The following is a 14,538-nucleotide window of genomic DNA, read 5'->3' as shown; positions in this document are numbered from 1 at the left end:
AACGTTTTACTCTAATTTTACGTTCCCCCTTTTTTCTTTTTGTGCCCGTTTATCGCCTTATGTGTAGGCGATAAACGGGTCGTACTACAGTTCGTAAGTAAAACTTAGACCATAAACGCGCGGCTCGCCGTACTGTACATAGGTATTGTCTTGCCAGCCGTCTAGTGGATTATTACCAAACCTAAAGCCACGTACTACAATGTCTTCGTCTGCTAGGTTTCTACCCCAAGCCGTTAATGACCAGTTATCGCCATAGTAACTAAGGCTTGCGTTGATTAGGTTATGATTGCGCGCTTGCTCGTTGTGACTGTCCGAGAGGTAATAGTTGTCTTTGCCTTCCACCCCCAATTCAACCACTAGGTTATCCATTAACTCGTAATTGACGGCAAACGAGTATTGATAATTTGGCGCTTGTGCTTGGTCACGACCATCAAGGTTTAGGCCACTGGCAGCCACAAAGTCTTCAATCTCGGTCTCTAAATAGCCTGCGCTATAGCTAAAACCAAGGCGGTCCGTGTATTGTAGGTTGCCTTCAACTTCTAGGCCGTAGTTACTGCCTTTACTGGCGTTGTCGATGTAGCCTGCAAATTGTTGGTTAGAAACTTGCCATTGCTTTAACTGGATATCATCGCGTTGCATATAAAACGCGGTAACCCGCACAAGGTGACGTTTGTCTTCAGATTCACCTTTTACGCCAAACTCAGCGTTCCAAACATACTCTGGGTCAAAGTAATGGTGTTCGGCCGGAATGTTTAAACCTTCATCTTTGGCTTTTGCTAGTGCTTCGCCGTTTACACCGCCGACTTTGTAACCGCGAGTAAGGCTGGTGTAGATCATCGTGCGCGGTACAACTTGATATTCAAGTGCAACTTTTCCGCCCCACATTACATCATCGGTTTCAATGGTAAAGCCGTTACTATCTATATAGTCAGCGTCATATTGCTCCGCGCGAAGGCCACCGATAAGACGGGTTTTGTCAGATAGGTGATGTACGTATTGACCAAAAATCGCTCTACTTTCTACGGTGTATGCTGACGTAAATGGGTTCTCAAGCCAAGTGTAATGACGGGTCAAATCAACATCGTTACGCTTTGCAAAAACACCTACCACCCAGTCATTTTGCTTATCTTTGATTAAAAACTCTATATTGCCATTTTCATGGTTACGCTCGTAGGCATCGGTTGAGCTGTATCCTTCTGGGTGCAAGCCTGCTGCACATAGCGCTGGTTGAGCTGCGTCGTTACATACCCAATCTTCGTCGTAGCTATATAAAGTATCAGCATCTAGCCCAGATACTTTAAATTCGACATTGAATAAGTCTGAGCGAGTGTAAATTCCGCGTAGTGAAAACGCATCGGAGCTGAGGTTGTCTTGGCCCGGGGTATCAGCGACGCTGTTACGTGAATTATCTAGGGTAAAACCGTCGTACCCGTTTTCAGTATCAATATGGTGATAAGCGAACTCTAGTGCGAGGTTGTCGCTCACTTGAGAGTTAAGTTTCACTCTTGCTACTTGCTCGTCTTGTTGCTGAGTGGGTTTGTTTAGGTAGAGGTTATCTACGTAACCGTCAGACTCTCGCTGATAAAGGCTGACGCGCACTGCGGTGTCGTCGCTTAATCCAGTGCCCGCAGCAAGGCCTGCTTCATAGCTACCGTAATTGCCTGCACCTAATTTCACTTTTAATGATGGCGCTGTGGTGGCGGCTTGGGTATTTACTTCAACGATTCCAGCTAAAGCATCTGAACCGAATTTAGTGCCTTGAGGGCCGCGATACACTATCACTGACTCAGTATCAAAAAGCAGCGCACTTGCGCCTAATCCTGAATAATTAATACCGTCAATTAATAAGCCAACGCTGGGATAAATAGGATCAACAAACTGTGAACGTAAGCCGATACCACGGATTTGCATAAAGCGACCACGAGATGCACCTGCCGTAAAGTTAACGTTAGCGGTGGCACCTAGTATCTCATCTAAATATTGCGCACCACGTTTAGCGATAGTGAGTTCGTCCACCACCGAAGCGCTTGCACTTAATGTCTGGATAGTTTCATTCTGAAAATCGCCAGTGACGACAATGGTTTCTAGGTTATCGTCGGCAAGTACCTGATGAGAGAAAAATGGCAGCAGTGCCAAGGTGATCGTAGAGAGTTTTAACTTCATGCTTAATCTTTGTCCCATTTTTAATTGGGCACAGTTTAACAAAAGCCAGACCAGTTGACAGTGAAATTGTGTTATATGTTAGCCCGAAAATGTTAAACAAATAGGCCAGATATGAGTTTTAAAGTCGATTTTAAAGTCCGAGATTACGAGTGTGACTTACAGGGAATAGTTAATAACAGCGTGTATTTTAATTATTTAGAGCATGCAAGGCATGAGTTTTTACTGGCGAATAACGTTGATTTTGCAGCGCTTGCTGAGCAAAAAGTGAACTTAGTCGTTATTCGGAGCGAAATGAATTACAAAGACTCGTTACGCCCAGGTGATGAGTTTTATGTTGAAGTCGCACTCGAACGTGAAAGCAGAGTAAAGTTCGCATTTAAGCAAAAAGTAATAAGAGCGCATGACGATAAGCTAATGCTTGATGCGGTGGTAACAGGGACTTCGGTGAATGAGCGCGGTAGACCGTTTTTACCAGACGCTATTACGCACTTATTTGAAGAGCAGCAATTTGTGAAATAGTTGGTGTTAAAATATTCAGGTAAGACAATTTTACAGAATTTTACTGCAATTTTTGTGTCTTGAAACGTTATAATAAACTTAGGGCATAAAATAGATGGTTTACCATGAAATTCATCAGCATAATCGGCGCAATAATGGCGCTAAGTGGATGTATATCGACAGGGAAGGTAGACACGGAAGCGCTTAAGTATTCCGCTTGGCAGTTACAGAGTATAAATGGTCAACATATTACGCAGTTACAATCAGACGCTGGACTTGGTGAAAAGCCTATTGATATTCGTTTTATCGATGCACTGCAGGTCAACGGTTTTGCGGGTTGTAATCGCTTTTTTGGCGAAGGCGAAATTGTCGAAGGGCAGCTAAAAGTTAAAAACTTAGGCATGACGCGTAAATACTGTGGTGAAGAAATCGCTCAGGTTGAATCACAGCTTATCAACCAATTACAAATTGGTGTATTGCTTGAAGTAAATGCTAATAAGTTGACCTTGAAAGGAAAACCTCAGTTTAGTTTTATTAAACAATAAGCTGAAAATAAGAATTCCAGTGTCAGTGCTTGCGAGCTTTCGTGTTAGCAAGTAGACTGGCGCTAATTCGTTACTTGTCGGAGTGCCTTGAGTTTTTGCAGCAAATTTGTGTGCAGATATTCGGGCTGAGATCGCATTTTGCGGGATCCGTGGACCTGATCAGGTTAATGCCTGCGTAGGGAACAAGACAGCAAACGCGTTGCGTTTGTCTGTAGCAATAGTGGTTTATTGCTATCCACCTTACCCGAGGACTATCCTCGTCTCTCTCCTTTTGGAGATCTGACAAGACACCTTTGTATGAAAATAAGAGGGACGTCATGTCAAACAATAGTAGCAAGCTAAGTCGTCGTGAAGCGCGAGCAGCCGCGGCAGAATTTATCCATAACCTTAAAGGCCAACCTTTTCCAAACTCACATAAAGTTTATGTGGAGGGAGAACAAGCAGGCGTACGCGTTGGTATGCGTGAAATCACGCTAAGTGATTCGTTTGTTGGTGGCACCGAAGAAAATCCGGTATTTGAATCAAACGATCCCATTCGTGTTTATGATACTTCAGGTCCATACACAGATCCTGAAGTGCCGGTTGACGTTCGTGTTGGTCTTCCTAAATTTAGAGAGCAGTGGATAGTTGAGCGCGATGATACCGAAATGCTAGAGTCGGTGACGTCACAGTTTTCTCAGCAGCGTATGGCGGATGAAGGGCTTGACCATATTCGCTTTGAACATTTACCTAAAATTCGCCGTGCTAAGGCGGGTAAAAATGTCACGCAAATGCACTACGCCCGTCAAGGCATAGTGACGCCTGAAATGGAATATGTAGCGATCCGTGAAAATATGGGACGCGCTAAGTTGCGTGAAGAATTGCTCGCGCAGCAACATAAAGGCCAATCGTTTGGAGCCAGTATTCCTGAGTTTATTACGCCTGAATTTGTGCGTGATGAAATTGCCCGTGGTCGTGCTGTACTGCCAAACAATATTAATCACCCTGAGACCGAGCCGATGATCATCGGACGTAACTTCCTAGTAAAAGTTAACGCCAATATCGGTAACTCATCAGTGACTTCTTCTATCGAAGAAGAAGTAGAAAAAATGGTATGGTCGACCCGTTGGGGTGCAGATACCGTAATGGATCTGTCGACAGGGCGCTACATTCATGAAACCCGCGAGTGGGTGGTACGTAACTCTCCAGTGCCTATCGGTACGGTTCCAATCTATCAGGCACTAGAAAAAGTAAATGGTGTTGCTGAAGATCTAACGTGGGAGATCTTCCGCGATACCTTGATTGAGCAAGCTGAGCAAGGCGTGGATTACTTTACTATCCACGCGGGAGTACTACTGCGTTACGTGCCGATGACGGCAAAACGCGTGACGGGTATTGTGTCTCGCGGTGGTTCAATTATGGCGAAGTGGTGTTTAGCGCATCATAAAGAAAACTTCCTCTACACGCACTTTGAAGACATCTGTGAAATCTTAAAGCAATACGATGTTTGTTTCTCGTTAGGTGATGGCTTGCGTCCGGGTTCTATTGCCGATGCCAATGACGAAGCACAATTTAGTGAACTGCGTACCCTTGGTGAGTTGACTAAGCTTGCGTGGAAACACGATGTTCAGGTCTTTATTGAAGGCCCAGGACACGTGCCGATGCATATGATCAAAGAGAATATGGAAGAGCAGCTAAAGCACTGCGATGAAGCACCGTTTTACACGCTTGGCCCACTCACAACTGATATCGCTCCGGGTTATGATCACTTCACTTCAGGGATCGGTGCGGCGCAAATTGCGTGGTATGGCTGTGCGATGCTGTGCTATGTGACACCAAAAGAACACTTAGGCTTACCGAATAAAGAAGATGTAAAAGAAGGTTTGATCACCTACAAAATCGCGGCGCATGCAGCGGATTTGGCGAAAGGCCATCCCGGTGCTCAAGTTCGTGACAATGCGCTGTCTAAAGCACGCTTTGAGTTCCGCTGGCACGATCAGTTTAATCTCGGTCTAGATCCAGAGCGTGCTCGTGAATATCACGATGAGACCTTGCCACAAGAGTCGGGCAAAGTCGCTCACTTCTGCTCTATGTGTGGTCCCAAATTCTGCTCGATGAAGATCACCCAAGATGTACGCGACTATGCGAAAGCGTTAGAAGCGCGAGGCATCGACCCTAATAATGTAGGCGAAGAGATCAGCATTAAAATGGTGGATGTTGAAGCCGAGATGAAAGCAAAATCGGAAGAGTTTAAGCAATCAGGCTCTGAGCTTTACCACAAAGCGATATGACCTATCCCATCATAGCCACCTTGATCCCCGTCGGGTGGCTAATTTTAGGAGTGTAGCTATGTCTACTCAAGCACGTGTTGCTATCTTGGGTTTTGGCTTAACTGGGCGCATCGCTGCATTGATGCTCGCTGAGCGTTATCAAATCAGCGTGTTTGAACAAGCAAAGCAAGGTACGGAGAGCTCAGCAGGTAGTGTGGCGGCGGCCATGTTAGCGCCCTTGGCTGAGTCTGTGATATGCGATGAAGCGTTGGCGCTGCAAGGGCTGGAGTCCATGAAACTTTGGCCACAACTACTGGCGAAACTGGAAAACCCGGTATTTTTCCAGCAGCAAGGCTCTCTTATTGTGGCACATGGTCAAGACCGTGGTGATTTAGTGAGTTTTCAGCAGCGCTTAAAACCGTTAAAAGATCATAGCGCGGAAGTGGTAAATGGTACTCGGATCGCGCAATTGGAACCAGAGCTTGGCGGTGTCTTCCATCAAGGCTTGTATTTACCTTGCGAAGGCCAGCTTGATAATCAGGCGTTTTATCAAAGTAGTGCGGCAACATTGACGAAGCAAGGTGTAGAGATTAACTACGGTGTTCATTGTGACGAAGCGCAAAAGGCGCAGCTTAGTCAAGCGTATGACTGGGTGATTGATTGTCGCGGTCTTGGTGCGAAAGCAACGTGTAATGGGCTTCGTGGCGTGCGTGGCGAAGTGGCGAGAATTTATGCCCCAGAAGTGACCTTGACTCGACCTGTGCGCTTGATGCACCCAAGATACCCCATTTACATTGCGCCAAAACCAGATCATCAGTTTGTTATTGGTGCGACGGAAATTGAGTCGCAAGATAATGGTGAGATAACGGTACGTTCTACACTCGAATTACTCTCTGCTGCTTATTCGGTTCATCGTGGGTTTGCCGAAGCGCGAGTATTGTCTTTATTAGCAGGACTTAGACCTGCGTTTAAAGATAATCACCCCAAAATTGAACAACAAGGTAATGTGATCAGTATCAATGGTCTATACAGACACGGTTATTTGCTGGCACCGCTTATCGTGAAACAAGCACTATCTAAGGAGTTATTATGAAAGTCGAATTTAATGGCGAAACGATTAATATCAACCGCGAGCAAAATATTCAGGAATTTATTGAAGCCAGAGGTGCCAAACCGCCTTTTGCCGTCGCGCTTAATGGTACTTTTGTTTCCCGTACGGAGTTGCCAAGCGTGACATTGAGCGATGGTGATAAGATTGAGCTTTTATCGCCAATTCAAGGGGGATAAACATGCAGTCTTTGACTGATACTAAGCTCACTATTTATGGTGAACAATTTACTAGCCGCATGTTAATTGGCTCGGCACTTTATCCTTCTCCGGAGGTAATGCAGGCAGCCATCGCCACCTCGGGTGCTGAGATTGTTACTGTGTCGCTGAGACGCCAGCAAACTAAGCAGGCGGGTGATGACTTTTGGTCGCTTATCAAAGAGATGGGACTACGAGTCTTACCAAACACGGCTGGCTGCCATAGCGTAAAAGAAGCGGTGACCTTGGCGCAGATGTGCCGGGAAGTGTTTGCCACGGATTGGATTAAACTTGAACTTATTGGTGATGAATATAACTTACAGCCAGACCCAATTGCATTGCTCGAAGCCACCGAAATTTTGCTAAAAGACGGTTTTAAGGTATTGCCCTATTGTACTGATGATTTGGTGCTGTGTCAGCGTTTGGATGCGCTGGGATGCGAGGTTTTAATGCCTTGGGGCGCGCCAATTGGTACGGGAAAAGGGCTGTTAAATCCATATAACCTGCAAACCATTCGCACACGTTTGCCCCATCAAACCTTGATTGTTGACGCGGGACTCGGTTTGCCGTCTCATGCTTGCCAAGCACTTGAGCTGGGTTATGATGCCGTATTATTAAATTCGGCAGTGGCAGGGGCGGGCTGTCCTATCACCATGGCAAAAGCGTTTGAAGCCAGCACGGTTGCAGGGCGTCTGTCTTATTTGGCAAAAGCAATGCCACAAAAAGAGGTGGCATCACCTTCTACGCCAACCTTAGGCATGCCTTTTTGGCACACAAACTAACTTGAATTGCGGATAACTATATAAGGAGTTCTCTTTGTCACATATCGTTTGGAGTATTGCGGGTTCTGATTCTGGCGGCGGCGCTGGTATTCAAGCGGATATCAAAGCAACGCAGAGCTTTAATGTTCATTGTTGTACCGTAGTAACTGCGTTGACGGCGCAAAATAGTTTAGGGGTGGAGGCGTTAAACCCGGTTTCGACCACGGTTATCGAATCTCAGCTGACGGCGCTTTCGCAAGATATGCCTGCAACGGTGATAAAGATTGGCATGCTCGCCAATGTTCAGCAGATCCAACTAATTGCTGAACACCTCGTTCATTACAAAGCAACGTGGGCAAAACCGCCGCTTGTGGTTTATGACCCAGTAGCTATCGCGACGAGCGGGGATGCATTAACCGAAGAAGACACGGTGGATGCGTTAAAAACCCATTTATTACCGCTGGTGGATATCATTACACCCAATACACACGAAACTCAGCTGCTGACAGGCGTGTATTTGATAGGTCCTGATGCGGTAAAAGAGGCTGCTGCCAAATTGCGTGAATTTGGTGCAAAGTCGGTGATCATTAAAGGCGGTCATTGGGATTACCCAAAAGGCTACTGCATTGATTATGGCTTAGCGGGAGATACCGAGTATTGGCTTGGCAATGAGAAAATTCAAACACCGCACAGCCATGGTACTGGATGTAGTTTATCGTCAGTGATCGCGGCATGTATGGCCAAGGAGTATCCATTTAAAGATGCTTTTATTCTCGCTAAAGCATACATCAATGCAGGGCTAAAAGCGGCGATACGTTATGGCGAAGGTGTGGGGCCTGTTGCGCATACGAGTTTCCCAATTGATCTCAATGATTACCCACAAGTGATAGAGGCGGGCTCTTGGCTTGCTGATGAACTAGAGTTTGCATTACCTGAGGAATTTAATTTTGCCGCAGGCTTTGCCAACATTGACGACCCTATTGGGCTTTATGCCGTGGTAAACAGCGCTGATTGGGTGGAAAAATGCCTCGCTGTTGGGGTTGATACGGTGCAGCTGAGAATTAAAGATCCAGAGCAAGCTAATCTCGAAGCTGAAATACAAACCGCCATTGCACTTGGACAAAAATACGATGCGAAGGTGTTTATTAACGACTACTGGCAGTTAGCGATTAAACACGGCGCTTATGGAATTCATTTGGGCCAAGAGGATATCGATAAAGCTAATCTTGTTGCCATCCAAGAGGCAGGGCTGCGCTTAGGTATTTCGACCCATGGTTTTTATGAAATGCTCCGGGCACATAATTATCGCCCAAGTTATTTGGCTTTTGGTGCTATCTACCCAACCACGACTAAAGACATGACCGGCCAAATCCAAGGGCTGGAAAAGCTGACACATTTTGTACTTTTGATGCAAAGCAGCTATCCAACCGTCGCTATTGGAGGCATTGATCTTAGTCGCGTGCCTGAAGTGGCTGCAACTGGCGTATCTAGTATCGCGGTTGTTAGAGCTATCACAGAAGCCCAAGACCCAGAGCAAGCTGTACTTGAATTAAAGCAAGCTATGGCGCGGCATGACTGAACTCAATGACAAAGAGCGGCTAAGGTATAGTCGCCATTTGCTGTTAAAAGAGGTTGGTGAGCAAGGCCAACTCGCATTGAAACAGGCGCATGTGGCTGTGATTGGCTGCGGTGGGTTGGGAAGTCCCGCGTTGTTTTACTTAGCGGCGAGTGGCATTGGTAAGCTTACTTTTGTTGATGACGACGACGTGGAATTGTCTAACTTACAAAGGCAAATTCTGTATAAGGTGAACCACCTTGGTCAGCAAAAAGCCAAAGCAGCAGGAAAGGTGCTGGCAAGTCTTAATAACGAGATCACACTAGTACCAATAAATGCGAGATTGACTGATAAGAACGTCGCCGAGTTACTCCGTGATGCCGATATTGTCTTGGATTGCAGCGATAACTTTACTACCCGTTATTTGCTCAATAGTTATTGTCATCAAGTGAGCAAGGTGTTGATCGCTGGCGCCGCGATTGCCACACAAGGCCAACTCATGTGCTTTGATTTTAGGGCTGAGTCACCTTGTTATGCTTGCGTTTTCCCTGAGGGTTCGCAAACACCAGTGGAGAGTTGTGACAACTTTGGCGTCATTAGTCCATTACTGGGTGTGATCGGCGCGCAGCAAGCTTTATTGACCATAAACGTGCTACTTGGACATCACCAAGGGAGCGTATTTTGTACGCTAGATGGTATGAGTTTGCAGCAAAAGCAGTATGGGCTCAGTAAAAACCCCGAGTGTGAATGTTGTGGCTTGAGATAGTTTCAAGCCACTAATACAGTAGTCTACTCTGCTATTTTTGCGAAAGGGGTACCCATGCGTGTGACGGTCTCTGGGTTTTGACCATCTAAGAACTCTGCCTTATTTGCCCCCCACGCTAAAATCACGGTAGAGCCAAGTTTAAAGCGACCCATCTCTTCGCCTTTTTTCAGCGTTATCGCGTTGTCACCTTCTGCTGGATATGTCCAAGTAAAGACATCTCTTCCGGCCGGTGGTGTCACTGTACCGGCCCAAATCGTCTCAATGCTAGCAACGATAGTTGCACCAACCAATACCATAGAAAGCGGGCCAATTTCAGTGTCAAAAATAGCAACAACTCGCTCGTTACGAGCAAATAAATTAGGCACATTTTGCGCAGTAAGTGGATTTACTGAGAATAAGTCGCCCGGTACATAAATCATTTTACGAAGTGTGCCATCAACCGGCATGTGGATACGGTGATAATCCTTCGGTGCTAGATAAATCGTTGCAAACTTACCACCAACATAAGGTGCAACGTCTTCTTCTTTACCGCCTAGCAGCGTCTGTAAGCTGTAGTTGTGACCCTTAGCTTGGATAATTTGACCATCGACGACATCACCAAGTTGGCTGATTGCACCATCAACTGGGTGGGCAAGGATATCGCTATCTTCTGCCAAAGGACGGATCCCCGGCTTCAGTGGACGGGTAAAAAACTCGTTAAAGGTTTTGTAGTGAGCTGGATCTTCGTGCAATGCCTCGCTCATGTCGATTTTATATTGTTTGATAAACAGCTTAATTAGCTTTGTGGTTAAGGCGCCAGCTTCTGCTGCGGCAAGCTTACCAACCAAACGAGAAACCGCATGTTTAGGTAATGCATATTGCATGGCAATTTTTAGTTTATCCAAATTCACTTTTAACAGTTCCTAATTATTAGTCTTGTCACTTTCGGTTTTTGTATTGCGAAGTGACTATAGGGCTCAAGTCATTGAGCCAATTTAGCAAATATTATCAGACTCTCGGCGCGCGCGCACCTGCGCGGCCATCAGCCATAGATTCTAAAATACGATGGTAACTTTCAAAACGTAATTCGCTGATTTTACCTTCATCTACGGCTTCACGAAGTAAACATCCCGGATCGTTCAGGTGTTTACAGTCTCTAAAGCGGCAGCCGCCAATAAATTCCCTAAATTCTTTAAAGCACCAAGTGACGCGTTCCACGTCTAAGTGCCATAGGCCGAACTCACGGATCCCTGGGCTGTCGATCAGGTTTCCACCGGACGGCAAGTGGTGTAAGCGCGATACTGTGGTTGTATGTTGCCCTAAGCCGCTATTTTCGGAGACTTCTTTGGTGAGAATATCTGCATTGGGCAGTACCGTATTGACCAACGTTGATTTGCCAACCCCTGATTGACCAACAAAAATATTATTTTTGTCCTCAAGCATGTGTTTTAACTCGTCAATGCCTTCGCCTGATTTTGTACTGACTAACAGTACGCGATAGCCAAGCTCACGATATATATCTAAGACTTCATCAATATATTCGAGGCTTTCTTGGTCAAGCAAATCAATTTTATTGAGTAATAAAATCGGCTCTATCCCCATATCCTCACAAGCGACTAAGTAGCGATCGATGATTTGAGGGGTAAATTCCGGCACAACGGCCGACACCATCAATATTTGGTCAATATTCGCAGCGACAACTTTCACACCGTCATAAAAATCTGGACGAGTGAGTTGCGTGCGCCTTTCATGCACAGCCTCAATTACGCCGGCTAAGTCACCATCACTGACCTTGGCACGACGAAAAATGACTTCATCACCGCAAACTAAGCTTGTTACGGTACGACGGATATTGCAACGCAAAACCTCTTGGTCTGTGGTTTCTATATCCGCATGTTGGCCGAAGCGGCTGATCACCACTGCGGCTTCTGTTGGCCCTAAGTTGTCGTTTTGCCATGAAACATCAGATACTTCTGTCTCTTTCGCTTTATCGATTCGCTTCTGATGATTGGCTCTAATCCGACGGGATTGGCCCTTACTGAGTTTCTTTTTCTTTGCCATGTTTATAATCTGTTTAAGCTTTGGCGTGCAGAGCGTTCAAATTTAGGCTATAAATCAATAAAACGCCGCGCATGGTAAAAAAAGCTTTAGGTCGAGTGTTTAAACTAATATGATATATCTAATTGCATTGGATCTAAAGGAAAGTACCGCTAAGGTAAAGTATGACTTTTCATGAATCAAACTTGATCTGGCTCGATCTAGAGATGACGGGGCTAGAACCGAAAACAGATAAAATCTTAGAAATCGCGACGGTGATCACAGATGGTGATCTCAATGTTTTAGCTGAAGGTCCAGTAGTGGCAATTCATCAAAGTGATGAGCTGTTGGACAATATGGATGAGTGGTGCACCAATCAACATGGTCGCTCAGGTCTGACTGCTCGCTGTAAGGCGAGTAAGTTCACGGAAGCAGATGCAGTTAAGCAAACACTAGATTTCCTTAAAGAGTGGGTGCCGCCAGGTGCTTCTCCAATGTGTGGTAACTCTATTGGTCAAGACCGTAGATTCCTCAACAAATACATGCCAGAGCTAGAAGCTTATTTCCACTATCGCAATTTGGACGTCAGTACGATAAAAGAACTTGCGAGACGCTGGAAGCCTGAGCTACTAGGTGAGATCAAAAAGAAAAGCTCTCACTTAGCACTGGATGATATCAAAGACTCCATCATGGAGCTGAAAGTTTACCAAGAAAAATTCTTCAAAGTTTAAAAAACACTTGCAAAGCAAATTTTATCTTGTAGAATCCTGCCCCGCTTGAGATGACAAGCCTTGCGGGGTTTCTTGAGCATTATTAAAGCAGTATAAGCTCAGCTGTTATAGGTAAAACGCGACCTAGCGTAGTTACCGAACAATACAGAGCTAAATATTGTGATGCGGCACTAGCTCAGCTGCTACAGGTAAAGACGCGACCTAGCGTAGTTACCGACAAATCCAGAGCTAAATATGTGATGCGGCACTAGCTCAGCTGGTAGAGCGCGACCTTGCCAAGGTCGAGGTCACGAGTTCGAACCTCGTGTGCCGCTCCAAACACTTGCTTTAGGTGTATAAACTAAAAATGAAATGCGGCACTAGCTCAGCTGCTACAGGTAAGGACGCGACCTTGCGTTATTATCGACAACATAATGAGCTAAATATTGTGATGCGGCACTAGCTCAGCTGGTAGAGCGCGACCTTGCCAAGGTCGAGGTCACGAGTTCGAACCTCGTGTGCCGCTCCAAACACTTACTTTAGGTGTATAAACTAAAAATGAAATGCGGCACTAGCTCAGCTGCAGTAGGTAATCAACGCGACCTTGCGTAATTACCGACAATATAATGAGCTAAATATTGTGATGCGGCACTAGCTCAGCTGCTACAGGTAAGGACGCGACCTTGCGTTATTATCGACAACATAATGAGCTAACTATGGAATGCGGCACTAGCTCAGCTGCAGTAGGTAATCAACGCGACCCTGCGTAGTTACCGACAAATCCAGAGCTAAATATTGTGATGCGGCACTAGCTCAGCTGGTAGAGCGCGACCTTGCCAAGGTCGAGGTCACGAGTTCGAACCTCGTGTGCCGCTCCAAACACTTGCTTTAGGTGTATAAACTAAAAATGAAATGCGGCACTAGCTCAGCTGCTACAGGTAAGGACGCGACCTTGCGTAATTCCCGACAACATAATGAGCTAAATATTGTGATGCGGCACTAGCTCAGCTGCTAAAACGTTAGACGCGACCTCAAGGTTGCGCCCAGCGGAAAACTAAGAGCTATATCGGAATGCGGCACTAGCTCAGCTGGTAGAGCGCGACCTTGCCAAGGTCGAGGTCACGAGTTCGAACCTCGTGTGCCGCTCCAAACACTTACTTTAGGTGTATAAACTAAAAAATGTGATGCGGCACAGGCTCAGCTGCTACAGGTGAAGACGCGACCTAGCGTAGTTACCGACAAATCCAGAGCTAAATATGTGATGCGGCACTAGCTCAGCTGCAGTAGGTAATCAACGCGACCTTGCGTAATTACCGACAATATAATGAGCTAACTATGGAATGCGGCACTAGCTCAGCTGGTAGAGCGCGACCTTGCCAAGGTCGAGGTCACGAGTTCGAACCTCGTGTGCCGCTCCAACTCTCCTAAATATCCTTGTTTTTCAATCACTCTAAAAAAACCTTGCAGATATAGTCTTATTCCACCAACTTTTCATAACAAACTGATTGCTTAATTTTAATGCTACGCGTAAAATACGCGCTCTTTCGGCCTTACTATTATCGTTCCTTGCCTTACCCCGACTGGCCGAAACGGGACAAGGCTATACTAACCGTAAGGAATATCCATGCGTCATTACGAAATCGTATTCATGGTTCACCCAGACCAAAGTGAGCAAGTACCTGGTATGATCGAGCGTTATACTGGTGCTATCACTGAAGCTGGCGGTACTATTCACCGTCTAGAAGACTGGGGTCGTCGTCAACTGGCTTACCCAATCGAAAAGCTTCACAAAGCACACTATGTTCTATTGAACGTTGAAGCACCAACTGAAGTAATCAACGAGCTTGAAACTTCTTTCCGCTACAACGATGCAGTGCTTCGTAACCTAGTTATGCGTACTAAAAACGCGGTAACTGAAGCGTCTCCTCTTGCAAAAGAAGAGAAAAAAGAAGCAGCTTCTGCTTAATCGT

General features: G+C 45.8%; 13 protein-coding genes, 5 tRNA genes and 1 riboswitch. Of the genes, 15 read left to right on the top strand and 3 right to left on the bottom strand.

The features are described from left to right. Positions 1 to 84: 84 nt before the first annotated feature. Complete coding sequence (locus tag L1271_RS12585; RefSeq protein ID WP_102057622.1) at positions 85 to 2,163, bottom strand: TonB-dependent receptor; 2,079 nt, start codon at positions 2,161 to 2,163, stop codon at positions 85 to 87. A gap of 111 nt (positions 2,164 to 2,274) precedes the next feature. Here L1271_RS12585 and L1271_RS12580 point away from each other — a divergent pair, with 111 nt between their 5' ends. The 8 genes from L1271_RS12580 to L1271_RS12545 all read left to right on the top strand — a co-directional run bounded on the left by L1271_RS12580 (position 2,275) and on the right by L1271_RS12545 (position 9,842). Further along, positions 2,275 to 2,682, top strand: a complete 408-nt coding sequence (locus tag L1271_RS12580) for an acyl-CoA thioesterase (protein WP_010607081.1) — start codon at positions 2,275 to 2,277, stop codon at positions 2,680 to 2,682. 104 nt (positions 2,683 to 2,786) lie between these two features. Further along, on the top strand, positions 2,787 to 3,206 hold the full coding sequence (locus L1271_RS12575) for an META domain-containing protein (RefSeq protein ID WP_010607082.1): 420 nt from the start codon (positions 2,787 to 2,789) through the stop codon (positions 3,204 to 3,206). A 68-nt stretch (positions 3,207 to 3,274) separates the two neighbouring features. After that, positions 3,275 to 3,405, top strand: a riboswitch (TPP riboswitch). A 118-nt stretch (positions 3,406 to 3,523) separates the two neighbouring features. Next, complete coding sequence (gene thiC, locus L1271_RS12570; RefSeq protein WP_235367990.1) at positions 3,524 to 5,476, top strand: phosphomethylpyrimidine synthase ThiC; 1,953 nt, start codon at positions 3,524 to 3,526, stop codon at positions 5,474 to 5,476. Between the two features lie 58 nt (positions 5,477 to 5,534). Next, entirely contained in the window at positions 5,535 to 6,548 is a 1,014-nt protein-coding gene (locus L1271_RS12565) for an FAD-dependent oxidoreductase (protein ID WP_235367989.1), read from the top strand. Next, positions 6,545 to 6,742: a sulfur carrier protein ThiS gene (thiS, locus tag L1271_RS12560; protein WP_010368823.1), complete on the top strand. Its 198-nt coding sequence runs from the start codon at positions 6,545 to 6,547 to the stop codon at positions 6,740 to 6,742. The genes L1271_RS12565 and thiS overlap by 4 nt, the downstream gene beginning before the upstream one ends. 2 nt (positions 6,743 to 6,744) lie before the next feature. Then, complete coding sequence (locus L1271_RS12555) at positions 6,745 to 7,542, top strand: thiazole synthase (protein WP_102057619.1); 798 nt, start codon at positions 6,745 to 6,747, stop codon at positions 7,540 to 7,542. 34 nt (positions 7,543 to 7,576) lie between these two features. Further along, positions 7,577 to 9,100 carry a thiamine phosphate synthase gene (gene thiE, locus L1271_RS12550; RefSeq protein ID WP_235367988.1) on the top strand — a complete coding sequence of 508 codons (1,524 nt, stop codon included), beginning with the start codon at positions 7,577 to 7,579 and terminating at the stop codon, positions 9,098 to 9,100. Beyond that, positions 9,093 to 9,842, top strand: coding sequence for a HesA/MoeB/ThiF family protein (locus tag L1271_RS12545; protein ID WP_235367987.1), 750 nt, complete (start codon positions 9,093 to 9,095; stop codon positions 9,840 to 9,842). Before thiE ends, L1271_RS12545 begins: the two co-directional genes overlap by 8 nt. Before the next feature lie 23 nt (positions 9,843 to 9,865). On the opposite strand, the gene asd is transcribed toward L1271_RS12545, so the two are convergent. Both asd and rsgA read right to left on the bottom strand, forming a co-directional pair. Next, positions 9,866 to 10,732, bottom strand: a complete 867-nt coding sequence (asd, locus tag L1271_RS12540; protein WP_045965938.1) for an archaetidylserine decarboxylase — start codon at positions 10,730 to 10,732, stop codon at positions 9,866 to 9,868. A 97-nt stretch (positions 10,733 to 10,829) separates the two neighbouring features. Further along, positions 10,830 to 11,882 carry a small ribosomal subunit biogenesis GTPase RsgA gene (gene rsgA, locus L1271_RS12535; protein WP_010607089.1) on the bottom strand — a complete coding sequence of 351 codons (1,053 nt, stop codon included), beginning with the start codon at positions 11,880 to 11,882 and terminating at the stop codon, positions 10,830 to 10,832. Between the two features lie 161 nt (positions 11,883 to 12,043). Between rsgA and orn the strand changes: the two genes are divergently transcribed. From orn to rpsF, 7 genes are all read left to right on the top strand, one after another. Next, positions 12,044 to 12,589 (top strand): oligoribonuclease, encoded by a 546-nt coding sequence (orn, locus tag L1271_RS12530; RefSeq protein WP_010607090.1) that lies wholly within the window; start codon positions 12,044 to 12,046, stop codon positions 12,587 to 12,589. A gap of 241 nt (positions 12,590 to 12,830) precedes the next feature. Continuing rightward, positions 12,831 to 12,906 (top strand) — tRNA-Gly (locus tag L1271_RS12525). A gap of 115 nt (positions 12,907 to 13,021) precedes the next feature. Continuing rightward, positions 13,022 to 13,097 (top strand) — tRNA-Gly (locus L1271_RS12520). A 273-nt stretch (positions 13,098 to 13,370) separates the two neighbouring features. Next, positions 13,371 to 13,446: transfer RNA gene (locus L1271_RS12515), tRNA-Gly, on the top strand. Between the two features lie 195 nt (positions 13,447 to 13,641). Continuing rightward, positions 13,642 to 13,717, top strand: a tRNA-Gly gene (locus L1271_RS12510). Between the two features lie 193 nt (positions 13,718 to 13,910). Then, positions 13,911 to 13,986 (top strand) — tRNA-Gly (locus L1271_RS12505). Positions 13,987 to 14,192: 206 nt separating this feature from the next. Further along, the gene (gene rpsF, locus L1271_RS12500) at positions 14,193 to 14,534 is read left to right on the top strand and encodes a 30S ribosomal protein S6 (RefSeq protein ID WP_010368810.1); all 342 of its coding nucleotides are present in this window, start codon (positions 14,193 to 14,195) and stop codon (positions 14,532 to 14,534) included. Positions 14,535 to 14,538: the final 4 nt, after the last annotated feature.

The sequence above is a fragment of the Pseudoalteromonas sp. OF5H-5 genome (genome assembly GCF_021530695.1).
Taxonomy (GTDB): Bacteria; Pseudomonadota; Gammaproteobacteria; order Enterobacterales; family Alteromonadaceae; genus Pseudoalteromonas.
This window is presented reverse-complemented; position numbering and strand designations above follow the sequence as displayed.